The organism is Bacillus sp. TH13 (assembly GCF_016651175.1).
Classification (GTDB): domain Bacteria; phylum Bacillota; class Bacilli; order Bacillales; family Bacillaceae_G; genus Bacillus_A; species Bacillus_A thuringiensis_S.
The window spans coordinates 2,614,151-2,639,256 of record NZ_JAEKEJ010000025.1; the positions used below are offsets into that span (position 1 = coordinate 2,614,151).

Genomic DNA, 25,106 nt, shown 5'->3' on the forward strand with positions numbered 1-25,106 from the left:
TTAATATTTCAGAAAATTTAGATTATGCTTCTTTTAATTGATGAGCATCTTGGAAGGTTGTATCTCGCATTGTAGCAAGTGTGTATTGATCTTTTGGAATTTCATATAAGTTATATACTTCTTCGTTTGCGTTAATTTCATCATATACGGCTTTTCTTGTTTCGTTTGCTAGATTTACATATTGCAGTTTTTCTGCAGCTTTAATAGAACGAATATTTATTTTACGAATACGCATGAAGATTGTTTCAATATCTAATTCATAGAAAAGTTCACTAAAAAATGAATCTTTTGCTAATTTATTATAGCCTTTTCCATGATATGGTTTGCCGAGCCATGTCCCGAGAAACCCAGCTTTTTCTTGCACATCAAATAAAGTAATTGTTCCGATGGGGTTACCCCATTCATCTAAAATTGTGCGTGAAATTAATTCACCACGCTCTTCAGCTTCAATTGTTTGTTTCGTTAAGAATAAATATTCTTCATAAGAATAAGCCTTTTGACGCACAAAAGGGAAGACAGCTGGATCCACCATTAACTCGTATAGAACGTGGCTGTCGTGTAAGTCGCGTTTTTTCAACATACTAACTCCTCCTCACACGAGGGTAGCATGACGAAAAAACACCCCACCCTCGAAATTTTTATATCAATCTTTAAAAAATTTCGGGGTGGGAATCGAACCCACTAGAACCAGTTTCTAACGCTGGTGGCGCACCATTTGCCTTCCCCATTCATCAATTTGAAAATGATAATCACGACACAAATTGATTATGGTTTCATTCAGTTTATAATCGTATAATACTTTATCTAGTCAAAAAAATAAACTAGTTTTTTTTATTTTTTTTGTAAATTATTTTTCCATCAATCATAGTTAGTACAGGCTTGGCTAAATAATGAAAAGGATGATGAGTCCATAACACGAGATCGGCGTCTTTTCCAACCTCGATACTTCCAATTCTATCCTCTAAACGCAAATTTCGCGCTGGGAATATGGTGATTCCTTCTAGTGCTGTTTTCTCGTCTAACCCTTCTCTTACTGCAACAGCAGCACAAATATTTAAATATTGAATGGGTGTATAAGGATGGTCTGTTGTTATAGAAACTTCCACACCATTTTTGGATAATATATGGTAAGTATCCCATGTCTTGTTTTTTAGTTCGATTTTAGAACGGCGTGTCAGAGTGGGACCAACTGAAACCTTCAAATTGTGTTTCGAAAGCTCTTCAACAAGAAAGTGTCCTTCTGTACAATGTTCAATACGTAGATCGAGATTGAATTCCGTTGCAAAGCGTAGCGCAGAACTAATATCATCTGCTCGGTGAGCGTGGATACGTACGGGTATTTCACGACGTAATGCTTTTAAAATAGGAAGCATTCGAAAATCAGCTTCGTGCCCGTAGTGTTGTGCTTCATAGAATGATTCCCGTAGTAACCCCATAATCCCCATACGTGTGATGGATTCTTTCGTTCCATTACTATGGACCTTTTTAGGATTTTCTCCAAAGGCAATCTTTAAACCAGCAGGTTCTTGAATAATCATATGATCAATACAAGTTCCAGCTGTTTTTATTACACAAGTAGTACCCCCGATAATATTTTGACTGCCAGGCATAACGTGAACGGTTGTAATTCCATTTTGCACAGCGTCTTGAAAGGCAATATCGAAAGGGTGGATTCCATCTAAAGAACGAATATGTGGTGTTGAAACTTCAGATGTTTCATTGGCATCATTTCCAGCCCAACCAGTACCTTCATCATAGAGACCAAGGTGAGTATGGACATCAATAAAGCCAGGTAAGAGATGGAGTGCCCGTGCATCTATAACGGTCATATCTTGAGTAGGTTGAATAAAAGGTTTGACCTCGGTAATTCGCTCTCCTGTAACGAGTACATCGCCTTGAAACTTTGGAGATGTAATAGGGTATACAATGGCTTGTTTGAGCAATATTTTCATAGGTACCTCATTTCTGTTACTTTATAATGCTAATGGAAGTTAAGGGAAAGTAACTGAAAGGTTATTTGTATGGTAATGCTTCGGATCCTAGAAAATGAAAGTTTTAAAAGGGCCCATGCAAAATTGTGTTTTAGAAGTACTACATTGTATGCGAAAGTATATTTTGTAATGCATGGTCTATTGCCGGAAATGTGTATTGGTATCCATGTTTAATTGCTTTACTAGGTAATACATGTTGCCCTTCTAGTACAAGTATGCTCATCTCACCTAATAAGGCGTGAAGCATAAATGAAGGGACAGGCAGCCAATGTGGTTTTCTCGTTGCGGCAGCGATGGTTTTTCCAAATTCCTTCATTCTTATAGGTGTTGGTGCTGTCATATTAAGAGGGCCATCAATTTCTTTTTTGTGTATGATGAAATCCATCATACGAACGACATCGTCTATATGAATCCATGATAACCATTGCTTCCCAGAACCAATGGTGCCGCCGATATAGAATTGATAGGGAAGTAACATCTTTGGCAAGGCTCCGCCATCTGCACCTAATACAACGCCAAATCTTGTGTAAATTGTTCTTATTCCGAGAGAACATGCTTTAGCTGCTTCTTGCTCCCATAAAAATACTGTTTCTGCTAAAAAATCGTTTCCGGGAGTTTCTTGTCGCTCAGTAAAAGACTCTATTTCAGATGTTCCGTAGTATCCAATAGCACTTGCATTAATAAATGTATGTGGTTTTGTTTCCATTACTTGTAGTTGTTGAATAAGTCCTTTTGTTGTTTGAATTCTACTGTTTAATATTGTTTCCTTTTGTTTTTTTGTCCATCTACTATTGATAGATTCTCCAGCTAGATTAATGACTACATCGATAGAGGAGAGCGGAAAGGTAGATAAATCTGGTGTCCAGTGTACGTATTGAAGGTTATGGTTTGAGGTTCTAGTAGTTTTCTTTCGAGTAAGAATGTAGACCGTATATCCTTTTTGAATAAAAAAAGTAGAGAGGTATTTACCAATAAAACCAGTGCCACCAGAAATTGCGATTTTCATAATCATTTCCTCCTCATTATATATATTCTTGAAAAGAAAAAATGTTCCTCGACTATGTTAAAATAATAGGGAGGTGAGAGTATGGCTGTCATTACAAAAATAGAAGTACAAAAACGATCGAAAGAACGATTTAATATTTATATTGATAAAGGCCAAGGTGAAGAGTACGGGTTTAGTGTGGATCAAGTAATCTTAATGAAACATGGATTACAAAAAGGCTTAGAAATTGATGAAATAGAGTTAGGAAATATTTTGTACAATGAAGAGGTACAAAAAGCATATTTACAAGCAATCTCCTATTTATCCTATCAAATGAGAACAAAACAAGAAATAGAAGATTTTTTACGAAAAAAAGAAGTGGGACAGGCCATCATCTCTGAAGTCGTTTCGAAATTATTACATGACCGATATATTAATGATAAAGAGTACGCGGTTTTATATACACGAACGCAAAGTAATGTGAATCGAAAAGGTCCAACTGTTATTAAAAGAGAGTTGTTAAATAAAGGTGTTCAGGATTTAATTATTATGCATAGTTTACAAGAATATCCGAAGGAAAAGCAAATTGAGAATGCCTTGTTTCTCATAGAAAAGAAAAAAAAATCTTATCAAAAGCATTCTTTTTTACAAATGAAGCTAAAGTTAGATGAGATGCTTGTTCGAAAAGGGTATTCTAGAGAAGTAATTCAAATTTGTTTGGAAGAATTGAAAGACGAAAGAGATGACGAAAAGCAACAAGAAGCGTTACACTATCATGGGAATAAGTATTATGAGAAATATAAGAAGTATGATGGATGGACATTTGAAAACAAGATGAAACAAGCGTTATATCGAAAAGGATTCTCTATTGATGAGATAGAGATATTTTTACAAATGAAACGTGAAGAGGGATGAGGGGAATAATGAGATGAATATGCCAAAACGCTACAGTGAAATGACACCACATGAGCTTAGAGAAGAAATTGGGGATTTGAAGGAGCAAGCAATAAAGGCTGAGCAGCTTGGAATTGTAAATGAGTTCGATGTATTAATGAGAAAGATGGCAATGGCTCGCGCTTATATGACGGATATAAACAAATTCCATATTGGTGAAACATATGAATTAATAGAGGAACCTGGTATATTATTTAAAATTACGTACTTCAATGGGGTATTCGCTTGGGGTTATAAGCAAAATGATAATGAAGAGATTGGGATACCAATTTCCCTATTGCAAGAAAAATAAAAACCAGAGAGCACATATCTCTCTGGTTTTCATCTTTGGTAGGCGTTAAAGGAGATAGGAGATTCTAAAATTGGCGTTTTTTACATTCGTTGGCCAATATAATGAGAGACTGGGTTTGCTGCGTCTGTCCGTTAACTTGCGCTTTCGCATGTTTCGGACGAGTCCACGTATGGTTAAATAATTCAGAACGACTATCTAAACGATCACGGTAGCTCATCTTTATCACCTCGTGTAGGAAGTTAATTTTTTAGGTTGTACCTGTATTACTCTTCCTGCTGATTTGCAGCACGCATACGTTCTTGTGGGTGCGTGTTAATTGTGCCGTTAGGTCGCTTCGAAGCGAAGCGTGATTTCGCTTTCGGCTGACCGTCGATTTTGCTGTTGTTTTTTGACTCAGACCAAAATTCGGCTTGTTTACCCATTGCGAACGCCCTCCTCATCATCAGTTGATACCTCTTTAAGAAGTATCACTTATAGAATGTGCAAAACAGAAGAAACTATCCTTTAGAAATGAAGGGATAAATAGGGAAAAGGAGATTAGAACATGAATGATATTTATGAAGCATTAACGAAAGAATTATTAGATAAGAATGACAAGCTTTCTTACGGACAAGCACGTGCGTGGGTTGAATTACTTTGGGAAGATTTTCAAACAACTTATGCAAAATCAGGGCGTTATCAAGGTGAGGAAATGACTGAGCAAGTGGTACGATCATGGATTAATAATCATGGTGTACGCCTTCATGAAATGCTTACAAATAATCCGAAGTATAGCCATTTAATTAATCAAGAAGATCATTTGAAACATTAAAAAAAGCGACTCAAGTCGCTTTTTTTAATGTGGAAGTAATTCCAGTTTTTTTCGAAGTTTTTCTTCACTAAAAATCCATCCTGTATAGGAACTAATAATATTTAAATTATGGTCGAGCTGCACAATCGCGACAAATGGATAATAATCTTTACTTCGATACCGTAAATCAATGAATCGCACTTCATAATAATGATCATGATCAAAAATATCCCAGCGATATACAGGAGAGAAAGATAGGAAGGCCGAGATGTTTTCATCTTGTTTAGCTGCTCGCATAATATCATTTTCTGGGAACGGTACCCGATCGAATTTGTCATATATCATGATGTTACCACGGTGCCATCTCGCAACGTAGTAATAATCAGCTGTAACGACTGCTAAATGATAATGATAAAATCGGTAAGAAGGAGAAATGATAATCTTTTCGACATTTTTGAAACGTTTGTGTACAACGCTTCTTATATTTCTGTGCATCACAATCCGTCCGATATAGTAAATAATCATTAATATATATGCTGCTAAAGCTGTGTATCCTTTATGAGAACCGACGAGCATGCAAGCAATTGCAAGTATATGGATAAAGAAAATTACGGTATCAAATGTATTAATCACGCCGAGTGCGACCCATTTTTTTGTGAAAGGCCGTAATGCTTGTGTGCCATAGGCGTTAAAAATATCGACAAAGACGTGAAGGAAGACTGCAATAAATGACCAAAGTAGTAGATGAAGATATGGAGCGTCTGAAAAGAAGGCGAAAGAGATGCCACTTATAAGAAATGACCAAAGAATTACCGCGGGAATGGAATGAGTAACTCCGCGATGATTTCTTATATATTTAGCGTTATTACGCAATTTTAAAACTGTGTCAATGTCAGGAATGTTGGAACCAGCAATTGTAGCAAGCATAACAGCTTGTGGGCCAATATCACTTTGTGCTATGGCTGGATCTAATGTTGCTAAGCTACCTAAAGTGATACCCATAACAAGGTGAGTGGCTGTGTCCATAAAAATCCACCTCCGTTTTTTATTAATGTAACTCTTTTTATTCGATACCTCAAGTCCTTTGCCTTCAATTTCCTATGTCATCTTACTTAAATTTTTTCCTAAAATCTTTATAATAGTACTTATATGCAAAAAAATGAGGGGGATCAAGTTTGACACTTGAAATACTAAAAAAATTTAATATAGAGCAGTTTCAAAATGATTTAATTGGTTGGTTTGAAGAGGAGCAGCGCGACTTACCATGGAGAAAAAATAAAGATCCATACCGCGTTTGGGTTTCTGAGATTATGTTACAGCAAACAAGAGTAGAAGCCGTAAAACCATATTACGCAAATTTTATGGGGAAGTTTCCTACACTTGAAGCGTTAGCGAACGCAGATGATGAAGAAGTATTAAAAGCATGGGAAGGTTTAGGATATTATTCTAGAGCACGTAATTTACATGCGGCAGTAAAAGAGGTAAAAGAAGTATACGGCGGGGTTGTACCAAGTGATGTAAAGAAAATTGAAAAGTTAAAAGGAGTCGGACCATATACAAAAGGTGCTATTTTAAGTATTGCATATGGTATACCAGAGCCGGCAGTTGATGGAAATGTTATGCGTGTATTATCTCGCATTTTATCAGTATGGGATGATATTGCAAAACCGAAGACTCGAAAAGTTTTTGAAGAGATTGTGCGTGAAATTATTTCAGTAGAAAACCCATCTTATTTTAATCAGGGATTGATGGAATTAGGTGCACTGATTTGTATTCCTAAAAATCCATCGTGCTTACTTTGTCCTGTACGTGAGCATTGCAGAGGATATGCTGAAGGTGTTCAAAAAGAATTACCAGTAAAAAGTAAAGCGAAAGCTCCTAAAATGGTACCTATTGTTGCAGGAGTACTTCAAACTGAAGACGGTCGTTACGTTATTAATAAACGTCCAAGTACAGGTTTGTTAGCTAATATGTGGGAGTTTCCTAATGCTGAACTTGGAGAAGGTATTCGAAATCAGAAGGAACAGCTTATAGATTATATGAAAGAAAAATTTGAACTCGCGGTTTCTATTGATGAATACGCAATGAATGTACAACATACGTTTACACATCGTACTTGGGATATATTTGTATTTTATGGAAAGGTAACTGGCAATATTGTTGATACAGATACATTGAAATTTGTATCGAAAGAAGCATTTGAGCAATTACCTTTTTCGAAATCGCATCGTACTATTTACGAAAATTGCGTGGAGAAAATTACAATACAATAAATAAAAAAGTGTTCCCAATCTTGGGAACACTTTTTTAATCGTAAGAAATTTTTGTCCCATGAGTCCAACTAGCTTCACCTTCTTGTAAGCCGCCTCTTGATTCAATTTCTACTACAATTTCTTTGTAAATACTTTGACCTTCTGCATTTAAATAAGGCAGAATCTGTTGTAGTGAGTGATGAAAATAAGCTAATTCATCTTCTTTCCATTCATGTTTTGAAACCATTGTTAGTTCAGTCATATCGCGTCCTATATACATATTGTCACCTCCATTTCTTATAGTTTGAATAAGTAACAAAAGATATATGCGGAAATTATTCAAAAGAAAATTACGGATAGCTTCTAAGTAAATTGGTTACATTATTGGTTGTGGAGGTGAGAAAGATGAGTAAAAAGCAACAAGGTTATAACAAGGCAACTTCTGGTGCTAGCATTCAAAGTACAAATGCTAGTTATGGTACAGAGTTTGCGACTGAAACAAATGTACAAGCAGTAAAACAAGCAAACGCACAATCAGAAGCAAAGAAAGCACAAGCTTCTGGTGCACAAAGTGCAAACGCTAGCTATGGTACAGAATTTGCAACTGAAACAGACGTGCATGCTGTGAAAAAACAAAATGCTAAGTCAGCTGCAAAACAATCACAATCTTCTAGCTCAAATCAGTAATGAAAGAAAAACACTTCTCTAATTCGGGAGAAGTGTTTTCTTTGTGTGTGGATCTTTGTAATGAAAAGAAAATGAACGACATAACTTCTAATAAGTCAACAAATGTAGTCAAAGGAGAAGGAAGTTAACAATTAGAAATATGTAATTAGGAATAATAACTGATGAATAAGTCCAAAGGGGGTAAGTAATGAACGATTTTGATAAGTTGGTAGGGGAGCAATTAGAAACGATGGATGAGTTGTTAAAGTTACAAGCACATCTAGAAAAGTATCAACAAATTGAAATGAATGAAAAAGATACGTGCGATAAAAAAGAACTGCATTTTATCCGTCAGGAAATATATAGAACAGAAGTAGCGTTGAAGATGTTACATGAGAAATTTGAAGAACAAACAAATAGTGTAATCCAATCTTTTGCAACTGAAAAAATGATTTCAAATTTAGGATAAGATATATTATTGTCTCAGGTGAAAAGTCCTTCAAATAGAGAAGGGCTTTTTCTATTACATGTCTTCGTTTATCCCGCTATTTGCCGGGCAGTAAGACCCCCACCTCAAAATTCAGTGAAAGCAAAGAAGTTAGGTGGGGGGCGGGCTACCCGTAAAAGCCCGATTGGTGAGGGCTGATAATCAGTGGGGGATGAACAAAACCTCCACTGATTAAAGTTTCACTTTATAAATAATACAGTACAATCCTTGTTTCCTGAGAAGATTGTGGATTATTGTATTCAACGATAAACCTCCTGCATATTCAGTGTGGAAAATAGAGTCTTATCCCTTTAGTTTTAAAATTTTGACAAAAAAGTTATAATAGAAAAAAAGTGAATGCCGTTCAAAGGGCGTTTGCAGTTGAAAGAAGGGAGCATATATGGGATTTCCCAAAGAAGGAGAAAAAGTACAAATACATAGTTATAAACATAATGGCTCCATTCATAGAATGTGGGAAGAAACAACAATTTTAAAAGGGACACAAAGTCTTGTAATCGGAGCGAATGATCGTACAGTAGTTACAGAATCAGATGGTCGAACATGGATTACGCGCGAACCAGCAATTTGTTATTTTCATGCTAACTATTGGTTTAATGTGATTGGGATGCTTAGGGAGGATGGCGTATATTATTATTGCAATTTAAGCTCACCTTTTGCGTATGATTCTGAAGCATTAAAGTATATTGATTATGATTTAGATATTAAAGTGTATCCAGATATGACATATACGCTTCTAGATGAAGATGAGTATGAAAAACATAGTCAAATTATGCAGTATCCACCTGTTATAGATACAATTTTAAAACGAAATGTAGCACATTTAACACAGTGGATTCATCAAAGAAAAGGTCCATTCGCACCAGATTTCGTAGATATGTGGTATGAACGATATTTAATGTACAGAAATTAAAACAAACCTGCAGGGAATTTCCCGGCAGGTTTGTCCTATTAGAGGGGGGATTATGTGCAGGGCATAAAAAGATATTTACAATTTGTTAAACCATATCGATGGCTTATTGCTATTACAATTATTATTGGACTAGTTAAGTTCGGTATCCCACTTATTATGCCGTGGTTATTAAAGTATATTATCGATGAGGTAATTCAAGGCGCGGGTTCATTTCAAGATAAAACATCTCAATTAATAACAGCGATTGGAATTGCTTTTTTTATTTTTGCGGTATTAAGACCACCGATTGAATATTATCGTCAATATTTCGCGCAACGTATCGCAAATACAATACTGTATGATTTGCGGAAGCATATTTTCGGTCACTTACAAAAGTTAAGCTTACGTTATTATTCGAATACGAAAACAGGGGAGATTATTTCACGGGTCATCCATGATGTAGAACAAACGAAAGATTTTGTAATTACAGGTTTGATGAACGTCTGGTTAGATACTGCAACAATTGCTATTGCTATCATTGTTATGTTTTCTATGAATATAAAATTAACATTTGTTGCGTTATTGATTTTACCTATTTATGTAATAGCAGTGAAATATTTTTTCGGACGTCTTCGGAAATTGACGAAAGAGCGTTCACAAGCGTTAGCGACGATGCAAGGGTATTTGCATGAACGTATTCAAGGAATGCAAGTGACACGTAGCTTTGCGTTAGAAGAGTATGAGGGGAAGCAGTTTGAAAAAAGAAATAATGAATTTTTAACGAAAGCATTAAACCATACAAGTTGGACGGCGAGAACATTTTCGGCAGTAAATACGTTAACCGATTTAGGTCCGTTACTTGTGATTGGTTTTGCAGCATATGAGGTAATTCAGGGGCAGTTAACGCTAGGGACGATGGTAGCTTTTGTTGGATATATGGATAGTTTATATAGTCCGCTTCGCCGCCTTGTTAATTCATCTACAACATTGACACAATCTTTTGCATCGATGGACCGTGTGTTTGAACTGTTAGATGAAAAATACGATATTGTTAATGTGCCAAATGCGATACAAACGAAAAAATTAAATGGAGAAATTGTATTTGACAATGTTTCTTTTCGTTATAATGCAGATGAAAAAGAGATATTACACAACTTGTCATTAACTATGCAGCCTGGAGAGAAAGTAGCGCTTGTAGGAGCGAGTGGGGGTGGGAAGTCATCTCTTGCTAGTTTGATCCCGCGTTTCTATGATGTTTCTGAAGGCGCAGTTTATGTAGATGGCATAGATGTAAGAAAGTATAATATGAGAAATTTGCGTAGTCATATTGGAATTGTACTGCAAGATAATTTATTGTTTAGCGATACAATTGGAGCTAATATTTTATATGGAAATCCGAAAGCTACAGAGAAAGAAGTGATTGCAGCTGCCAAAGCTGCGCAAATTCATGATTTTATTATAGACTTACCAGATGGTTATAATACTGTCGTTGGAGAACGTGGTGTGAAGCTATCAGGCGGGCAAAGACAACGCGTGGCAATTGCACGAGTGTTTCTAAAGAATCCGTCGGTACTTATATTAGATGAAGCAACTTCAGCATTAGATTTAGAAAATGAAAGGTATATTCAAGAGGCGCTTCAGACGTTAGCTGCTGACCGGACAACGATTATAATCGCACATCGATTAGCGACGATTACGCATGTTGATACGATTATTTACATTGAAGACGGTGAGATTAAAGAGACTGGTTCTCATGAAGAGTTAATGCGAAAAAGAGGATTTTATTACAATTTATATCAACTTCAACATATAACAGAAACAGCTCCTTTAGCATAAAAGGAGCTGTTTTTTATTCGTCTTCTTTTTTATCATCGATTTGGAGTTCTTTTTCTGGTTTATGGTATGTGTAGAAGCTATCTACAAGCAAATCTAAATGCTCTACTTCTTCACTATAGTTAATGATGGAAGAAATAAGAGGGAAGAGATGTAACCATGTTTTATATGCTTCTTCATCGTCCTTGTTTTGATATTCCATAAAGATATCAATTAATTCTTGTTTACCTGTTTCAACTTCATCAAGCATTTCAACTGATTGTTGTTTTTTTGCTTTACCAATGAATTTTAATAAAACTTGTTCATGATAATGCGTTAATGAATCAAGTTCGTTTTGGATAGATTCCTGAAATTCTTCCGGCATGTAGCGCAGTTCATTTTCAGTACGGTGTAATGATTTTAACGTACTTAAAGCACGGCTTGTTGTCGCTAACATTTGTCTGAATAAAACGAGCTTACGAATTTTTGCGAACTTTACTTTTTTTGTGTAGCTTCTTTCTTCTTTATACAGCAAATAGTAATGATTTAGTTTGATCATTTTTTCTTTCATACGATCAATATCAGTTTTTAGCGTTGTAAAATCAGAAGCCTGCCTGCTATTCATTCGAATCCATTTTACAATTTCTTCTGTATTATCAACGATACGATGATAAAGTTTTGTTTCATATTTTGGCGGCATAAATACTAAATTTACAAGTGAAGCCGCAATAATACCAATCATAATCGTCGCAAATCGAAGTAAGGCAAAACTAAAGAAATCTTCGCCTTGATACTCCATAATGGCGATAACTGTTACTAAAGCAATTGATATTGTGTTTTCTAATCGTAATTGTAATGTAAGAGCAATTACTAATATACATGTTAATCCAATAATAAAAGGATTATGTCCAAAAGCAGTAGCAAATGCGATAGCAAATATCGCACCAATTACATTTGCTTGAATTTGTTCAAGTGCTGTTAAATAAGAACGGTATACAGACGGTTGAACAGCAAAGATAGCTGAAATTCCCGCAAATACCGGACTCGGTAACTGAAGTAAAATACAAGCAAATAAAGCTAACGTGATGGCAATACCCGTTTTTAAAATGCGAGCACCAAGTTTCATACCCTTAATAAGATCCTTTCTCTTGTCATAATGAATGTACAACATGATACTATACATTCATTACAATATGTTAGCAAGTGATATTTTAGTGAAGTTAAAAGAAATTAGTGTTCATTTTATCCCGCTAATTGTGAGTAGTAAGATTCACGCCTCAAAATTCAGAAGCTGGATGCCGGTAAACGCCCGATTGGTGTAGGCTAATTAAAGTTTCACTTTATAATTTTTCCTAATTCCTTTTAAACATCAGTTTTTAGTAAAAAAACCTGCTGAATTTCAGCAGGTCTCAAATTGTTACTATAGATTACTATGAGAAGCGTACTTCGTCAATTTTTTCTTAATAATGAAAATTACTCATTTTACTCTGTTGAGATAGATGGATCTGCCTGTTCTTTTTTCGGGATAATCTCAAAAAACTGGTTCTGTATATCATCTAATAAAGGTGTTAACAAAGCAACTTCCTCATATTGCTCATGTTCGTTTAGTACACGAATATAGTCTAGCAATAATTCAGTTACATCTTTCAAACCATTTTTACTAATTGGTTGTAATGTAACATTTGCCCCTTTTGCAATTCTTCTTTTTAAGGCCTGTTCTGTTAGGCCTAAGTTTGAATCATGACGCAAATAAACAACACCGCCAGTCATGCCAGCGCAAATCCATGGACCAGGGTCACCTAAAACAAGCGCTCGCCCATTTGTCATATATTCAAAAGCAAAACCTTTAATATTGGAGTATGCACCTATATTTCCTTGCTCTTTTTCACGAAGTGGTTTTGTTATTCTACCTCCAATTATCATGTCTGCCCCAGAAAGGCGAATGCCAGCGCGAGCATCAGCGTTCCCTTGCACGTATAGTGCCCCTTTTTGTGCACCGTATCCAAATCCTTTTCCGACAGAACCGTTATAATATACTCCGTCTTTTCCTTTTGATTTTGTTATATAAATCCCACCACCAAAGGAAGTTTTACCAATGCCATCTTGTGCGCCGCCATTTACGTGTATAAATAAATTTTCACTATTGTAAGCACCTAACCCATTTCCGGGAATAGAACCATTCGTATACTTTAATGTAAGTGGTTCAAGTTGAGTAGCTTCATATAGTTTACTGCGAACGCGATAACATGATTCTAGACCACCCATAACGCGTTGCTCTACACCAACGCCTACTAATTCTTTTGAGTCAGCGGAATGAACTGTCTTAAATTGTTTTTCTGGTACGCCTTCTGTTGTTGTAACAGATGGAGGTTCTATTATTTGTAGTAAATTACGTAAGTTTAATAAATTTTCGCCTCGAACTTGCTCTAATAAATCAGAACGCCCAACAATTGCTTGTAAATTTGTATACCCAAGCTGTCCTGTTAATCGTTTTAGTTCTACACCGAAAGAGGTGAATAAATTTAGCAGGCCAGTAACTGCGCTTTCTAATTCGCGTGGGACGAAGCGGCGTAACCCATGTTCTTTTGCTTGTGCTTCAGACTCAATTTGTGTCGCAATTCCGACATGGCAAGTATCTAGATGACACCCACGGCAAGTAGTACAGCCGATTGCAATCATTGATAGTGTGCCAAATCCAATACGGTTTGCTCCGAGAAGCATGATTTTCAAGGCATCATTTACACTTCGAATACCACCATCTGCCCAAATCTCTACTTTATGTCTCATGCTCGCTTCTAATAAAGCGTTGTGAGCGGCTTTAACACCAATTTCTACAGGAAGACCTACATGTTGCAAGGCGTGAATACGTGCAGCACCTGTTCCGCCATCGAATCCGCTAATGTTAATAAAATCAGCACCAGCTTTGGCGATACCGACAGCAATTGTTCCGATATTAGGAACGACAGGGACTTTCACGGCTACTTTGGCAAGTTGATTAGCTGTTTTAATTTCCGTAATCATTTGAGCTAAATCTTCAATTGAATAAATATCATGGTTATTAGAAGGTGAAATTAAATCTGAGCCAATTGTCGCATTACGTGCTTCAGCGATTTTGGCTGTTACTTTTGAACCAGGTAAATGCCCACCTTCCCCAGGCTTTGCGCCTTGACCGATTTTGATTTCAATTAAGTTCGATGAGTTTAGTAGTTCGGCATTTACTCCAAATCGCCCAGATGCCACTTGTTGTCCACGTGTATGTGGATATTTTCCAATCATATCTTTAATTTCGCCGCCTTCACCGTTCAAGCTAATCATATTTAGCTGATCGGCCGCTTCTGCATATGCGCGAAAGGCAATTTCGTTTTGAGAACCAAATGACATAGAACTAATAATAAATGGAAAATAATGGTTTCGAATGCCGATAGATACTTCTTCAGTTGGAACGACATGTTTTGTTTGTTTCGTTTGAACAAGGTGTCTGATTGCGATGGGATTATTCTCTTCTAGTTCACTTAACTTGTCACGGTAATCATCATAAGAATTTCCTTTTGCAACATCGCCGATTGCTTTCCAAATTCGCGGGAATATATGAAATGATTTTCGCATTCTAATTTTAGGATTGTTATAATCATCCGCTCGCATTTTTGCATCTTCAGCAAGTGATTCAAGTGAAAAAGCTAAATCATTTGAACCGAAGAAATTTGTAATCTGTAATATATTTGCGATTTCTTCATGTAACCCAATAGATGAATAGAGACGTCCGTAACCACGTAACTCATGAATTCCAATTGTTGAAATGACTTTTTCTAATCCTTTATTAAGTGCATTATACAGATTCGTAATTGGTGTTTTTGTTCCATCATTTACAGTCGCGAATAATAAATATGGATTAATACTATCTGCTCCTAATCCATATAGCGTGACAATGTCATGTAAGGAGCGAAGGGCACCAGAACGTATAACGAGAGAACAATTGCGGCGTAATTTATTTTCACTTAATGCTTGATGTACTTTAGCAGTAACTAAATGTGGATCAATCCACAATCGTTCATTTAGATGGGCTTTTGCGTCATCTAATACTAGGAGGGAAGCACCATTGTTAACAGCAGCTATCGCTTCAGAACTAATGCGGCTTAATGCACATTGTAGAGTTTCTGACGAGCTGAATGTAGCAGAGATTGTGGCGATAGAGTTATGAGTTTTAAATAGCTCTATGAGTTGTTCGTACGTAATTGTGTGTAATTCCTCTGCAATAGGTTGTGCCACGCTGCCTTCTAAAATAATTGGTGAAAGCATTTCAACTACAAATGGCCGTTTTGTGCCGCTTAATAAACTTGGACGCTCTCCAAGTACAGTACGTGTAGAGAAGTGTTCAATTTCACGGTCACGATCAATTGCAGGGTTTGTAACAACAGCTACACTTTCTTTAATAAAGTCAGCGATATTTCGTCTATCAGTATCGAGTGCGGCAAGTGGTGAGTCATGCCCAAGTGAGCGTATTGGCTCAACGCCTTTTGTTGCCATCTGTTCAAGAAGTTGAATATGTTCTCGGTCCCATCCGAAAGCGACGTATTGTTTCGTTTCAACTTGAACAGAATCACATAGCCCTTGGATTCTTTTCGTTTCAGGGATAGATAAATTTAAATGGTAATTGGTAGTATCAATTCGCTTTTTAAAACGGTTATATACTTGGATTTGATATTTGTCATACTCATAAAGAACAAGTTCATCTTGGTCATTCCATTTTAATCCGACTTTTTCTCCAGGAGCGAGTGGTTTTGGTTCTGCTACATATTTAGTTGGTGATACAACTCCAGGTTCAGAAGAGAAAATATAAGAGCTCTCTGTCTCTACTTTCCATACTGGGCGTAATCCAAGGGAATCAACGCTGAAAACAGCTTCATCTTTAAAACGTGAAATGATGCCAGCTGGTCCTTGGGCAAAATGTCCCCATGCTTCACGTATATACGTATATAAATCTTGTAAAGGTGTTTCATAAAGTTTAATTTCATTAATAATTGGTGGGAATAGAATTTCCATTGCTTCAAATAAGCTGTAGTCGTATTGAACAAGTAGGGTTTCTAAGGTGCGGTTTAAATCTTGAGAGTCACTACCTCCTGCAGTAAGTGGTACATCAATCATTTCAGCTTGATCGCGTAATTTCGCAATTGTGTTAATTTCACCATTATGTCCGAGAATGCTAAATGGTTGTACACGAAAAAAATTAGATAATGTATTAGTAGAGTAGCGGTTATGTCCTAATGTCATAGTTGAAGCGATAAGCGGATGTTGTAAATCATTATAGTAGGCAACAAGCGTATCACCAGCACCTAGAACTTTATATACAACATGATCACGACTTAATGAAGCAACATGAATCGCTTCATTTTCTTCTATTTTTATTGTGACAGAAAATAATGTTTGCTCAATATTTGTAATTTCTTTTTCTGCGATAAGGGCAACTTGCCAAAATAAAGGTTCTTCTTGTTTACCAAGTGGACCGAGTGCATCGGAGTTTGTTACATCATCACTTTCGAAAATGATAGTAAAGTTTTTGTTGTTTAATTGCGTACGAATATAATCTTTTAAGACAGTAATGTTTTCTTTTTTATTTAGAAAAAAATGTCCAACGATAAAGTGGGGATGATCCACAATCGTTGGATTATATCCGCTACTTTTTAGTTTTTCATTCCAAAGCGTTTTTGGTATATCAATGTGAATGCCGATGCCATCGCCCTCGCCATTAATGAAACCAGCTCTATGATTCATTTTGACGAGTGATTGTATGCAAAGATCAATGTTTTCTTTTGTAGCAATTTTTCGTTTCTCCATAACGGAAACGATTCCACACGCATCATGTTCTGCATTTCTATAATCTCGAAATAAAGACGGTGTCCATGTATTTTTTTTATTGAGCATCCGTCAATCCCCCCTCTTGTAAAAGTTAGAATAATCTTACTATTTAAGGTGCAAATCACCTTGTACACAGAGATAGTAATGCTGTAAAAGAATATAAAACAGATAATTATGAATAATTATACTATTAATACGGAATTTATGAAATAGAAAAAAGGAAAAAAGAAAGGTGAGCTTTCTTTTTTCCTTTTAATGACGGGATTATTTGCTATCTGCTAAAGCAGCAAATGCTCTGCCTACAGCTTCAATTGTATATTCAATATCTTCTTTTGTATGTTCTGTCGTTAAGAACCATGCCTCGTATTTAGACGGTGCTAAGTTAACTCCTTCTTGAAGCATTAGCTTGAAGAATTTACCGAACATTTCACCGTCTGTATCTTGTGCTGCATCGTAATCTTCAATTGTATTTGTTGTGAAGTATACAGTTAAAGCACCTTTTAGACGGTTTAATGTAATATCGATATTATGTTTCGCTGCTTGCTCTAAAATTCCTTTTTCAAGCATGGCACCAAGTTCATCTAATTTCTCATAAAGTCCTTCTTGTTGAAGAACTTCTAGACAAGCAATACCAGATGCCATAGAAGCAGGATTTCCTGCCATTGTACCTGCTTGATATGCAGGTCCAAGCGGAGCAACTTGTTCCATAATTTCTTTCTTACCACCATAAGCACCGATTGGAAGTCCGCCGCCAATAACTTTACCAAGCGCTGTTAAGTCTGGTGTTACGCCAAGTAAATCTTGAGCACCACCGTACATGAAGCGGAAAGCGGTAATAACTTCATCATAAATTACTAGTGCACCAGCTTCATGAACAAGTTCATTCACTTTTTCAAGGAATCCTGGTTTAGGCTCTACAATACCGAAGTTTCCAACGATCGGTTCTACAAGGATAGCTGCTACTTCATGACCCCATTTATCTAAAGCCTCTTTTAAAGTTTCTACATTATTAAATGGAACGGTAATAACTTCTTGTGCGATACTTTGTGGTACGCCAGCTGAGTCAGGAGTTCCTAAAGTAGAAGGACCAGATCCAGCTGCCACAAGTACTAAATCAGAATGACCGTGGTAACAACCAGCGAATTTCATGATTTTTGTGCGGCCTGTGTAAGCACGAGCAACACGAATTGTCGTCATTACTGCTTCAGTACCAGAGTTTACAAAGCGTACTTTATCTAAAGCAGGCATTGCCTCTTTTAACATTTTTGCAAATTTTACTTCTAGCGCTGTTGGTGTTCCGTAAAGTACACCATTTTCAGCAGCTGTTGTAATTGCTTTTGTTATATGCGGGTGAGCATGTCCAGTAATAATAGGACCGTATGCTGCTAAATAATCGATATATTTATTTCCGTCTACATCCCAGAAATAAGCACCTTTTCCACGTTCCATAGCAACAGGAGCGCCACCGCCAACTGCTTTAAAAGAACGAGAAGGACTATTAACGCCGCCAACGATATGTTCTAAAGCTTCTTTATGTAATGCTTCTGATTTTGTGAATTTCACTACCATTCATCTCCTTACAAAAATCTATGTATTATTCTAACATGTTTTTCGAAAAGACGTATTGTTTGTGATAGAGAAGGCAGTTGGGTAAACTATTCGTTGTGACATTTAGGAGGGGGGTCCGATTATGAAATCGGTAATTGAGGTACAAGGGTTACGTAAAGAATTTACAGCCTATTCAAGTCGTCCGGGTTTAAAGGGTGCATTTCGCGATTTATTAAATCGTAATTATAAAATAGTACCAGCAGTAAATGATGTATCTTTTACTGTAAAACAAGGTGAGATGGTTGGTTATATCGGTGAGAACGGTGCTGGTAAATCAACAACAATTAAAATGCTTACGGGGATTTTGACTCCGACATCAGGAGAGATTTTAGTAAATGGGATGAACCCACATAAGCAGAGAGAAGAATTTGTAAGAACCATTGGTGTTGTCTTTGGACAGCGCTCGCAACTTTGGTGGGATATTGCTGTACAAGAATCGTTTCGTTTATTAAAAAAAGTGTACGGTGTATCAGACGCTCAGTATAAAGAACATATGGAGCACGTAATTGAAACGTTAGATATTGGTCCTTTATTAGATAAGCCAGTTCGAAAGTTATCTCTAGGTCAAAGAATGCGTTGTGAATTAGCGGCAGCATTAATTCATAACCCACCGTTATTATTTTTAGATGAACCAACAATTGGGCTAGATGTACTTGTGAAATTGAAAATACGTGAATTTTTAAAAGAAATGAATGAACGTTATAAAACAACAATTTTATTAACAACCCATGATATTACTGATATTGAAGCATTATGTGAGCGTGTTATCATGCTGGATGAAGGAAATATTATGTATGACGGTTCTTTAAATAATCTTCGTACGCAGTGGGGAGCAGAGAAGGAAATACATTTTCAGTTTATTGCACCAGTTTCCTATCAGGCTTTATCAATGGTTATGCCAGATAGTCATGTCGTTTGGTTGAAAGCGAAAGAGGAAAACGCGTGGGTTGCAAAAATACCGAATGAAGAAGTTATTATTTCAATGCTTATTTCTAAAGTAGTACAAGCCTTTCAAATTAAAGATTTAAAAATTAATGAAGTGTCTACAGAGGAAATTATTCGTAACATTTATGAAGAAGGTATTAAACATGGGTAAGTATATTGAAATGATTCGAATTCGCTTTTTAATGATGCTTGCGTATCGCACAAATTATTATAGCGGGATTTTAATTTATACGATTAATATCGGTGCGTATTATTTTTTATGGCAAGCAATTTATAGCGGAAAAGAGAACATTGAAAGTTTATCTATTTCGCAAATGACTACGTATATCGCAATTGCGTGGATGGCACGTGCCTTTTATTTTAATAATATAGATAGGGAAATTGCGATGGAGATTCAAGAAGGACGTGTAGCGGTAGAACTGATTCGTCCATATAATTATTTAGGGATGAAAGTGATGCAAGGTCTTGGTGAAGGGATATTTCGTTTTGCATTCTTTTCAATTCCAGGTATGGTTATCGTTACGTTATTATTTTCATTGCAAATTACAACGAATTTTCAAACGTGGTTATATTTCTTCTTGTCTTTAATATTTAGTTTTATTATTAATACACAAATTAATTTAATGACGGGAATGCTCACGTTCTTCCTATTTAATAATAGTGGAATTATGTATGCAAAACGTGTTGTTATTGATTTATTTTCTGGTCTATTATTACCGATTAGTTTTTATCCGTTATGGGCCCAAAAGGCAATGATGTTTTTACCGTTTCAAGCCATTAGTTATATTCCGAGTATGATTTTTTCAGAAGGTATAAAAGGAAGTAAATTGTATGAGGCATTATTATTCCAAGTAATTTGGGCAATTGTCCTTATTATTCCAATTGTACTCATGTGGAGAACGGCGAGAAAACGTCTAATTGTACAAGGGGGATGATGAGATGATATATATAAAACTATTTTTGCAATATGCAAGCCAATATATAAAAACAAAATTGGAGTATCGGGGCGATTTTATCGTTGGATTACTTTCTGATTTATCACTACAGGCTGTTAATTTAATCTTTATTCTCGTTGTGTTTGGGCATACACAAGCATTAAAAGGCTGGAGTAGAGAAGAAGTAATCTTTATTTATGGTTTCTTTTTAGTGCCGTTTGCCATTTTCTCAGCTTTCTTTAACATATGGGACTTTAATGATCGTTACATTATTAAAGGGGAGATGGATCGTATATTAACGAGACCGATTCATAGCTTGTTTCAAATTATATTAGAAAGAATGGAACTTGAGTCTTTAATTGGGGCCATTACAGGAATGATTGTAATGGGATATGCGGCTGTAGAGTTACAATTATCTTTTTACTGGTATGATTTCTTCTTATTTATATTGATGGTAGGAGGAGGCGCATTTGTATATGGAGGGATATTTGTTACGCTTGCGAGCCTTGGTTTTTGGTCAGATGCGAAAAGTTCAATTATGCCCCTTATGTATAACATAGGTAATTACGGGCGCTATCCTGTTAATATTTATAATCGTGTAATTCGTTTCATTTTAACGTTTGTTTTACCGTTTGCGTTTGTTGGAGTATATCCAGCAGCATACTTTTTAAGAAAAACAGAATGGAATAGTTATGCATTCGCGACGCCAATTGTTGGTGTTATCTGTTTTACGATTGCAATTACTCTTTGGAATCAAGGGGTAAAAAGGTACCGTGGTGCTGGGAATTAATTATAGAAGCTTGTTTGTTTCTAAGGGATAAATCCAATGGTCGTCTCATACATATAAAATGAGGTGGAGGACATGTTATGGGGATTTATTCTATTACTTGCAGCAATCGCTATTTTGAAAAGTGTCCAATTATTATGGAGTTCCTATTCAGATTCAACGCGTTTTTTTTCGCTGTATAATTTGGCCACATTATTTTTAATCTATACAACAGTACTGATCGCGTTTGGATTAAGTTACGTTGTATTAGAGGAAATGGGTTTCGCAGTTTTGAAAGAGGACGGAGAAAGTTTGAACGCTCATTCTTTTCAACTCGTTGAAGTTTGTTTATATTTTAGCGCAGTTACTTTATTGTCTGTTGGATATGGTGACATATCTCCGATTGGAATTGGGCGATGGATTGCAATTGCGGAAGCGCTAATTGGATATACATTACCGTTTGCTTTTGTGATGAGGTCTGTAATAGACAATGAAAAATAAGATAGCATTTGATATAGTAAAAGAAAAGAGTAGGAGTGATAACAATGATTACAGTAGGAGAAATGGCTCCAGATTTTACATTAGAGGGAAGTAACGGGGAACAAGTTCGCTTAGCTGATTTTCGTGGTAAAAATGTAGTTCTATATTTTTATCCGAAAGATATGACTCCAGGTTGTACAACTGAAGCGTGTGATTTCCGTGATGCGTATGGATTATTTCAAGAGAAGGACACGGTTATTCTTGGAGTGAGTCCGGATCCGGCAAATAGACATTTGAAATTCATTGAGAAGCATGAACTTCCATTTACACTTTTAGTAGACGAGGATCATAAAGTAGCAGAATTATACGATGTTTGGAAATTGAAAAAGAACTTTGGGAAAGAGTATATGGGAATCGAGCGTTCTACATTCCTTATTAATAAAGACGGTGAACTTGTAAAAGAGTGGCGTAAAGTGAAAGTGAAAGGACATATTGAGGATGTTCTTTCTTATATAAAATAAATCTACATTGGAGATAAAATATGCAGAAACAAGGCAAGTGTCTATACATATTTTACTGCCTTACATAAAGTGGAAGTGTAGGGCATACCTCCTCAGATGATAGTATTCCAAGTGCGATTATGTCGCACTTTTTTCTATGTAATATATGAAGAAAAAGGGAAAGATACATAAAAACAAGTCCTGAATATAAAAATAAACCACATACTTATAGTAGAAATATTGACGATTTATAAGAAAAGGAGTACACTCTTTATAAGAATTATAAAATAATAATCCGTATAGAATCGGGGTGCATGACGGTGGTCAAAGAAGAATTAAAAGAAGCGCTAGAAATGCTGAAAAATACGGGTGTACGCATTACTCCACAGCGTCATGCTATTTTAGAGTACCTTGTGGAATCAATGACGCACCCAACAGCGGATGATATTTATAAAGCATTAGAAGGTAAGTTTCCAAATATGAGTGTTGCAACTGTCTATAATAACTTACGTGTGTTTAAAGAGGTTGGACTTGTAAAGGAATTAACTTATGGAGACGCTTCAAGTAGATTTGATTATGTTACAAGTCAACATTATCATGTGATTTGCGAAAAATGTGGTAAGATTGTTGATTTTCCTTATGGAGGCTTGGAAAAGCTGGAAGAGGAAGCTGCGAAAACGACAGGCTTCGTTATCAATAGTCATCGCTTAGAAATTTATGGCGTTTGTCCAGAGTGTCATAAGGCGTAATATATAATAAAGAAAGAGGCTGACGGCTATACGTCAGCCTCTTTCTTTATTATATAAGGATTAGCGTGAGGTTAATCGGGATTTACAGTGCTAAGTTAGTAAGAAGGGTTAGATAAAAGTTTGTCGAATTTACTTTGTATTGGTGGAAATGAATTCTTGGAGGGGACATTTTGAAGAAATATGAGATTAAAAGTGACATTCCAACATTGGAAGAATATAAATATTTATGTGATTCTGTGGGATGGACTAATTATATGAACTTTGAGGTGGCGGAAATATCACTTCAAAATTCGATTTACTGTATAACAGTCAAGGATAATAATCAAATCATCGGCATGGGCAGAATTGTTGGTGATGGGGCTATCTATTTCTATATTCAAGATATAGTGGTTCATCCAGAGTATCAAAAGAATGGTATTGGAAAGAAAATAATGAATACTTTAGTAGAATACTTAAATCAGAATGCTCCAGATAAAGCATTTATTGGTTTGTTTGCGTCGCAAGGGAAAACATCATTCTACGAAAAATATGATTTTAAAGATTATTCGCCTAACATGACAGGGATGTTTACTGTTATTTCGAAAAAATAGGTGTAATAAATTTAATAAAACAATTAAAAAGTTGATTTCTTAAGAAATCAACTTTTTAATGAGTTGAAACGTTTGTAGTGTTGCAAACTCGTATTTCCCTTGATACTTATGATTTATAACTCTTCTTATTATACTTTTCATCAAATTCTTTTCCTTCTAGATCTCGATCTAGTGTTAAAGGTTGATTGCAGTGCATACATGCATCGACACGGCCGAGCATTTTTGTTGGCTTATCACAGCTTGGACAAATAATTTGGATAGTCTTAGTAGATAACATACCAATCCAAAAGTAAACGACAGTGCTAGCGATAACAGCTAAAAAGCCAACCATCATAAATGTTGTCATAATAATAATGTTTTCGCGGAAAAAGACACCTAAGTATGCAATGAAGAGGCCGATAAATACTAAACTTAATGCAAAGGTCCGGATTTTATTGATTTTGTTTGAATACTTAATGCTCATTCTCACCACACTCCTATAATAATAATATAACATAAAATTTAGAATTTTCACTCTCGTGTAAATTGATAAAGGGATAATATATGAAATGGATAGGAGGGGAGCCATGAAGAATGAATGGGTGCTATAATGATTTTTACAGCGATTTTTAAGTTTTTAACGGGATGTGAAATTTTTTTATAAAAAGTATTGACCCTGTATATACTGCATGATATATTAATAACCGTCGCTGATGCGGAAATGCAGAAAACGACAAAAAAGAAATTGAAAAACTTAGTTGACATCGAAAAATGAAGATGTTAACATAAGGAAGTCGCAAATGAGCGACCAAGTAGTTCTTTGAAAACTGAACGAAACAAACAACGTGAAACGTCAATTTTTATTTTTAGATGCTAGACAAACTAACTTTATTGGAGAGTTTGATCCTGGCTCAGGATGAACGCTGGCGGCGTGCCTAATACATGCAAGTTGAGCGAATGGATTAAGAGCTTGCTCTTATGAAATTAGCGGCGGACGGGTGAGTAACACGTGGGTAACCTGCCCATAAGACTGGGATAACTCCGGGAAACCGGGGCTAATACCGGATAACATTTTGAACTGCATGGTTCGAAATTGAAAGGCGGCTTCGGCTGTCACTTATGGATGGACCCGCGTCGCATTAGCTAGTTGGTGAGGTAACGGCTCACCAAGGCAACGATGCGTAGCCGACCTGAGAGGGTGATCGGCCACACTGGGACTGAGACACGGCCCAGACTCCTACGGGAGGCAGCAGTAGGGAATCTTCCGCAATGGACGAAAGTCTGACGGAGCAACGCCGCGTGAGTGATGAAGGCTTTCGGGTCGTAAAACTCTGTTGTTAGGGAAGAACAAGTGCTAGTTGAATAAGCTGGCACCTTGACGGTACCTAACCAGAAAGCCACGGCTAACTACGTGCCAGCAGCCGCGGTAATACGTAGGTGGCAAGCGTTATCCGGAATTATTGGGCGTAAAGCGCGCGCAGGTGGTTTCTTAAGTCTGATGTGAAAGCCCACGGCTCAACCGTGGAGGGTCATTGGAAACTGGGAGACTTGAGTGCAGAAGA

The 25,106-nt window shown here is 36.3% G+C and carries 26 protein-coding genes and 1 rRNA gene (1 of these 27 cut by a window edge); 16 read left to right on the forward strand and 11 right to left on the reverse strand.

The window, feature by feature from the left end:
- Nucleotides 1–22: 22 nt before the first annotated feature.
- The 3 genes from JFU02_RS21945 to JFU02_RS21955 all read right to left on the reverse strand — a co-directional run bounded on the left by JFU02_RS21945 (nucleotide 23) and on the right by JFU02_RS21955 (nucleotide 2,997).
- Entirely contained in the window at nucleotides 23–580 is a 558-nt protein-coding gene (locus JFU02_RS21945) for a GNAT family N-acetyltransferase (protein ID WP_000914737.1), read from the reverse strand.
- A 241-nt stretch (nucleotides 581–821) separates the two neighbouring features.
- Complete coding sequence (locus JFU02_RS21950; protein WP_061666218.1) at nucleotides 822–1,952, reverse strand: amidohydrolase; 1,131 nt, start codon at nucleotides 1,950–1,952, stop codon at nucleotides 822–824.
- A gap of 139 nt (nucleotides 1,953–2,091) precedes the next feature.
- Nucleotides 2,092–2,997 (reverse strand): TIGR01777 family oxidoreductase, encoded by a 906-nt coding sequence (locus JFU02_RS21955; protein ID WP_000684402.1) that lies wholly within the window; start codon nucleotides 2,995–2,997, stop codon nucleotides 2,092–2,094.
- An 81-nt stretch (nucleotides 2,998–3,078) separates the two neighbouring features.
- On the opposite strand from JFU02_RS21955, the gene recX reads away from it, so the two are divergent.
- Together recX and JFU02_RS21965 are read left to right on the forward strand one after the other, a co-directional pair.
- Complete coding sequence (recX, locus tag JFU02_RS21960; protein ID WP_000268512.1) at nucleotides 3,079–3,891, forward strand: recombination regulator RecX; 813 nt, start codon at nucleotides 3,079–3,081, stop codon at nucleotides 3,889–3,891.
- 13 nt (nucleotides 3,892–3,904) lie between these two features.
- Nucleotides 3,905–4,222 carry a YfhH family protein gene (locus JFU02_RS21965; RefSeq protein WP_001057028.1) on the forward strand — a complete coding sequence of 106 codons (318 nt, stop codon included), beginning with the start codon at nucleotides 3,905–3,907 and terminating at the stop codon, nucleotides 4,220–4,222.
- A gap of 64 nt (nucleotides 4,223–4,286) precedes the next feature.
- On the opposite strand, the gene JFU02_RS21970 is transcribed toward JFU02_RS21965, so the two are convergent.
- On the reverse strand, nucleotides 4,287–4,439 hold the full coding sequence (locus JFU02_RS21970; RefSeq protein ID WP_000122093.1) for a YpzG family protein: 153 nt from the start codon (nucleotides 4,437–4,439) through the stop codon (nucleotides 4,287–4,289).
- 46 nt (nucleotides 4,440–4,485) lie between these two features.
- Complete coding sequence (locus tag JFU02_RS21975) at nucleotides 4,486–4,644, reverse strand: small, acid-soluble spore protein K (protein ID WP_000517891.1); 159 nt, start codon at nucleotides 4,642–4,644, stop codon at nucleotides 4,486–4,488.
- Nucleotides 4,645–4,766: 122 nt separating this feature from the next.
- On the opposite strand from JFU02_RS21975, the gene JFU02_RS21980 reads away from it, so the two are divergent.
- Nucleotides 4,767–5,033, forward strand: a complete 267-nt coding sequence (locus tag JFU02_RS21980) for a YfhJ family protein (RefSeq protein WP_061666219.1) — start codon at nucleotides 4,767–4,769, stop codon at nucleotides 5,031–5,033.
- Between the two features lie 24 nt (nucleotides 5,034–5,057).
- Here the strand turns inward: JFU02_RS21980 and JFU02_RS21985 are convergent, their stop codons facing one another.
- Complete coding sequence (locus tag JFU02_RS21985; protein WP_086406821.1) at nucleotides 5,058–6,038, reverse strand: metal-dependent hydrolase; 981 nt, start codon at nucleotides 6,036–6,038, stop codon at nucleotides 5,058–5,060.
- A 149-nt stretch (nucleotides 6,039–6,187) separates the two neighbouring features.
- Between JFU02_RS21985 and mutY the strand changes: the two genes are divergently transcribed.
- The gene (gene mutY, locus JFU02_RS21990) at nucleotides 6,188–7,285 is read left to right on the forward strand and encodes an A/G-specific adenine glycosylase (RefSeq protein ID WP_000171380.1); all 1,098 of its coding nucleotides are present in this window, start codon (nucleotides 6,188–6,190) and stop codon (nucleotides 7,283–7,285) included.
- Between the two features lie 34 nt (nucleotides 7,286–7,319).
- Here the strand turns inward: mutY and JFU02_RS21995 are convergent, their stop codons facing one another.
- Entirely contained in the window at nucleotides 7,320–7,544 is a 225-nt protein-coding gene (locus tag JFU02_RS21995) for a hypothetical protein (protein ID WP_000275441.1), read from the reverse strand.
- 125 nt (nucleotides 7,545–7,669) lie between these two features.
- Between JFU02_RS21995 and JFU02_RS22000 the strand changes: the two genes are divergently transcribed.
- From JFU02_RS22000 to JFU02_RS22015, 4 genes are all read left to right on the forward strand, one after another.
- Nucleotides 7,670–7,951 carry a gamma-type small acid-soluble spore protein gene (locus JFU02_RS22000; RefSeq protein WP_000039035.1) on the forward strand — a complete coding sequence of 94 codons (282 nt, stop codon included), beginning with the start codon at nucleotides 7,670–7,672 and terminating at the stop codon, nucleotides 7,949–7,951.
- Nucleotides 7,952–8,138: 187 nt separating this feature from the next.
- On the forward strand, nucleotides 8,139–8,399 hold the full coding sequence (locus tag JFU02_RS22005; protein WP_000997575.1) for a YgaB family protein: 261 nt from the start codon (nucleotides 8,139–8,141) through the stop codon (nucleotides 8,397–8,399).
- Between the two features lie 418 nt (nucleotides 8,400–8,817).
- Nucleotides 8,818–9,348: a nucleoside tri-diphosphate phosphatase gene (gene ntdP, locus JFU02_RS22010; RefSeq protein ID WP_000506625.1), complete on the forward strand. Its 531-nt coding sequence runs from the start codon at nucleotides 8,818–8,820 to the stop codon at nucleotides 9,346–9,348.
- Nucleotides 9,349–9,402: 54 nt separating this feature from the next.
- Nucleotides 9,403–11,163 (forward strand): ABC transporter ATP-binding protein, encoded by a 1,761-nt coding sequence (locus JFU02_RS22015; protein WP_097960432.1) that lies wholly within the window; start codon nucleotides 9,403–9,405, stop codon nucleotides 11,161–11,163.
- Between the two features lie 13 nt (nucleotides 11,164–11,176).
- Here JFU02_RS22015 and JFU02_RS22020 read toward each other — a convergent pair whose 3' ends face one another.
- The 3 genes from JFU02_RS22020 to hemL form a co-directional block, all read right to left on the reverse strand.
- Nucleotides 11,177–12,265: an aromatic acid exporter family protein gene (locus JFU02_RS22020; RefSeq protein WP_000765787.1), complete on the reverse strand. Its 1,089-nt coding sequence runs from the start codon at nucleotides 12,263–12,265 to the stop codon at nucleotides 11,177–11,179.
- A gap of 356 nt (nucleotides 12,266–12,621) precedes the next feature.
- Nucleotides 12,622–17,058, reverse strand: coding sequence for a glutamate synthase-related protein (locus JFU02_RS22025; protein WP_086406820.1), 4,437 nt, complete (start codon nucleotides 17,056–17,058; stop codon nucleotides 12,622–12,624).
- 198 nt (nucleotides 17,059–17,256) lie between these two features.
- Nucleotides 17,257–18,561 carry a glutamate-1-semialdehyde-2,1-aminomutase gene (gene hemL, locus JFU02_RS22030; RefSeq protein ID WP_000260533.1) on the reverse strand — a complete coding sequence of 435 codons (1,305 nt, stop codon included), beginning with the start codon at nucleotides 18,559–18,561 and terminating at the stop codon, nucleotides 17,257–17,259.
- A 121-nt stretch (nucleotides 18,562–18,682) separates the two neighbouring features.
- Between hemL and JFU02_RS22035 the strand changes: the two genes are divergently transcribed.
- The 7 genes from JFU02_RS22035 (at nucleotide 18,683) to JFU02_RS22065 (ending at nucleotide 23,565) form a co-directional block, all read left to right on the forward strand.
- A complete protein-coding gene (locus tag JFU02_RS22035; protein ID WP_000843648.1) occupies nucleotides 18,683–19,696 on the forward strand; it encodes an ABC transporter ATP-binding protein in 1,014 nt (337 codons plus the stop codon).
- Entirely contained in the window at nucleotides 19,689–20,480 is a 792-nt protein-coding gene (locus tag JFU02_RS22040) for an ABC transporter permease (RefSeq protein ID WP_201071658.1), read from the forward strand. The genes JFU02_RS22035 and JFU02_RS22040 overlap by 8 nt, the downstream gene beginning before the upstream one ends.
- Before the next feature lie 4 nt (nucleotides 20,481–20,484).
- Nucleotides 20,485–21,270, forward strand: coding sequence for an ABC transporter permease (locus tag JFU02_RS22045; RefSeq protein WP_000639349.1), 786 nt, complete (start codon nucleotides 20,485–20,487; stop codon nucleotides 21,268–21,270).
- Between the two features lie 72 nt (nucleotides 21,271–21,342).
- The gene (locus JFU02_RS22050; protein ID WP_000964360.1) at nucleotides 21,343–21,747 is read left to right on the forward strand and encodes a potassium channel family protein; all 405 of its coding nucleotides are present in this window, start codon (nucleotides 21,343–21,345) and stop codon (nucleotides 21,745–21,747) included.
- 44 nt (nucleotides 21,748–21,791) lie between these two features.
- Nucleotides 21,792–22,247, forward strand: a complete 456-nt coding sequence (gene bcp / locus JFU02_RS22055) for a thioredoxin-dependent thiol peroxidase (protein WP_061666222.1) — start codon at nucleotides 21,792–21,794, stop codon at nucleotides 22,245–22,247.
- Nucleotides 22,248–22,546: 299 nt separating this feature from the next.
- The gene (perR, locus tag JFU02_RS22060; protein ID WP_000237829.1) at nucleotides 22,547–22,975 is read left to right on the forward strand and encodes a peroxide-responsive transcriptional repressor PerR; all 429 of its coding nucleotides are present in this window, start codon (nucleotides 22,547–22,549) and stop codon (nucleotides 22,973–22,975) included.
- 170 nt (nucleotides 22,976–23,145) lie between these two features.
- Nucleotides 23,146–23,565: a GNAT family N-acetyltransferase gene (locus JFU02_RS22065; RefSeq protein WP_000759743.1), complete on the forward strand. Its 420-nt coding sequence runs from the start codon at nucleotides 23,146–23,148 to the stop codon at nucleotides 23,563–23,565.
- A gap of 106 nt (nucleotides 23,566–23,671) precedes the next feature.
- Here the strand turns inward: JFU02_RS22065 and JFU02_RS22070 are convergent, their stop codons facing one another.
- Nucleotides 23,672–24,028 (reverse strand): YgzB family protein, encoded by a 357-nt coding sequence (locus JFU02_RS22070; RefSeq protein WP_000025058.1) that lies wholly within the window; start codon nucleotides 24,026–24,028, stop codon nucleotides 23,672–23,674.
- A 404-nt stretch (nucleotides 24,029–24,432) separates the two neighbouring features.
- Here JFU02_RS22070 and JFU02_RS22075 point away from each other — a divergent pair.
- Nucleotides 24,433–25,106: ribosomal RNA gene (locus JFU02_RS22075) — 16S ribosomal RNA — on the forward strand; it runs 878 nt beyond the window's last position.

What these genes read in the sequence shown, in the direction of transcription:
- JFU02_RS21945 (WP_000914737.1), bottom strand. Translation starts at nt 580, where the DNA reads ATGTTGAAAAAACGCGACTTACACGACAGCCACGTTCTATACGAGTTA.
- JFU02_RS21950 (WP_061666218.1), bottom strand. Translation starts at nt 1,952, where the DNA reads ATGAAAATATTGCTCAAACAAGCCATTGTATACCCTATTACATCTCCA.
- JFU02_RS21955 (WP_000684402.1), bottom strand. Translation starts at nt 2,997, where the DNA reads ATGAAAATCGCAATTTCTGGTGGCACTGGTTTTATTGGTAAATACCTC.
- recX (WP_000268512.1), top strand. Translation starts at nt 3,079, where the DNA reads ATGGCTGTCATTACAAAAATAGAAGTACAAAAACGATCGAAAGAACGA.
- JFU02_RS21965 (WP_001057028.1), top strand. Translation starts at nt 3,905, where the DNA reads ATGAATATGCCAAAACGCTACAGTGAAATGACACCACATGAGCTTAGA.
- JFU02_RS21970 (WP_000122093.1), bottom strand. Translation starts at nt 4,439, where the DNA reads ATGAGCTACCGTGATCGTTTAGATAGTCGTTCTGAATTATTTAACCAT.
- JFU02_RS21975 (WP_000517891.1), bottom strand. Translation starts at nt 4,644, where the DNA reads ATGGGTAAACAAGCCGAATTTTGGTCTGAGTCAAAAAACAACAGCAAA.
- JFU02_RS21980 (WP_061666219.1), top strand. Translation starts at nt 4,767, where the DNA reads ATGAATGATATTTATGAAGCATTAACGAAAGAATTATTAGATAAGAAT.
- JFU02_RS21985 (WP_086406821.1), bottom strand. Translation starts at nt 6,038, where the DNA reads ATGGACACAGCCACTCACCTTGTTATGGGTATCACTTTAGGTAGCTTA.
- JFU02_RS21995 (WP_000275441.1), bottom strand. Translation starts at nt 7,544, where the DNA reads ATGTATATAGGACGCGATATGACTGAACTAACAATGGTTTCAAAACAT.
- JFU02_RS22000 (WP_000039035.1), top strand. Translation starts at nt 7,670, where the DNA reads ATGAGTAAAAAGCAACAAGGTTATAACAAGGCAACTTCTGGTGCTAGC.
- JFU02_RS22005 (WP_000997575.1), top strand. Translation starts at nt 8,139, where the DNA reads ATGAACGATTTTGATAAGTTGGTAGGGGAGCAATTAGAAACGATGGAT.
- ntdP (WP_000506625.1), top strand. Translation starts at nt 8,818, where the DNA reads ATGGGATTTCCCAAAGAAGGAGAAAAAGTACAAATACATAGTTATAAA.
- JFU02_RS22020 (WP_000765787.1), bottom strand. Translation starts at nt 12,265, where the DNA reads ATGAAACTTGGTGCTCGCATTTTAAAAACGGGTATTGCCATCACGTTA.
- JFU02_RS22025 (WP_086406820.1), bottom strand. Translation starts at nt 17,058, where the DNA reads ATGCTCAATAAAAAAAATACATGGACACCGTCTTTATTTCGAGATTAT.
- hemL (WP_000260533.1), bottom strand. Translation starts at nt 18,561, where the DNA reads ATGGTAGTGAAATTCACAAAATCAGAAGCATTACATAAAGAAGCTTTA.
- JFU02_RS22035 (WP_000843648.1), top strand. Translation starts at nt 18,683, where the DNA reads ATGAAATCGGTAATTGAGGTACAAGGGTTACGTAAAGAATTTACAGCC.
- JFU02_RS22040 (WP_201071658.1), top strand. Translation starts at nt 19,689, where the DNA reads ATGGGTAAGTATATTGAAATGATTCGAATTCGCTTTTTAATGATGCTT.
- JFU02_RS22045 (WP_000639349.1), top strand. Translation starts at nt 20,485, where the DNA reads ATGATATATATAAAACTATTTTTGCAATATGCAAGCCAATATATAAAA.
- JFU02_RS22050 (WP_000964360.1), top strand. Translation starts at nt 21,343, where the DNA reads ATGTTATGGGGATTTATTCTATTACTTGCAGCAATCGCTATTTTGAAA.
- bcp (WP_061666222.1), top strand. Translation starts at nt 21,792, where the DNA reads ATGATTACAGTAGGAGAAATGGCTCCAGATTTTACATTAGAGGGAAGT.
- JFU02_RS22070 (WP_000025058.1), bottom strand. Translation starts at nt 24,028, where the DNA reads ATGAGCATTAAGTATTCAAACAAAATCAATAAAATCCGGACCTTTGCA.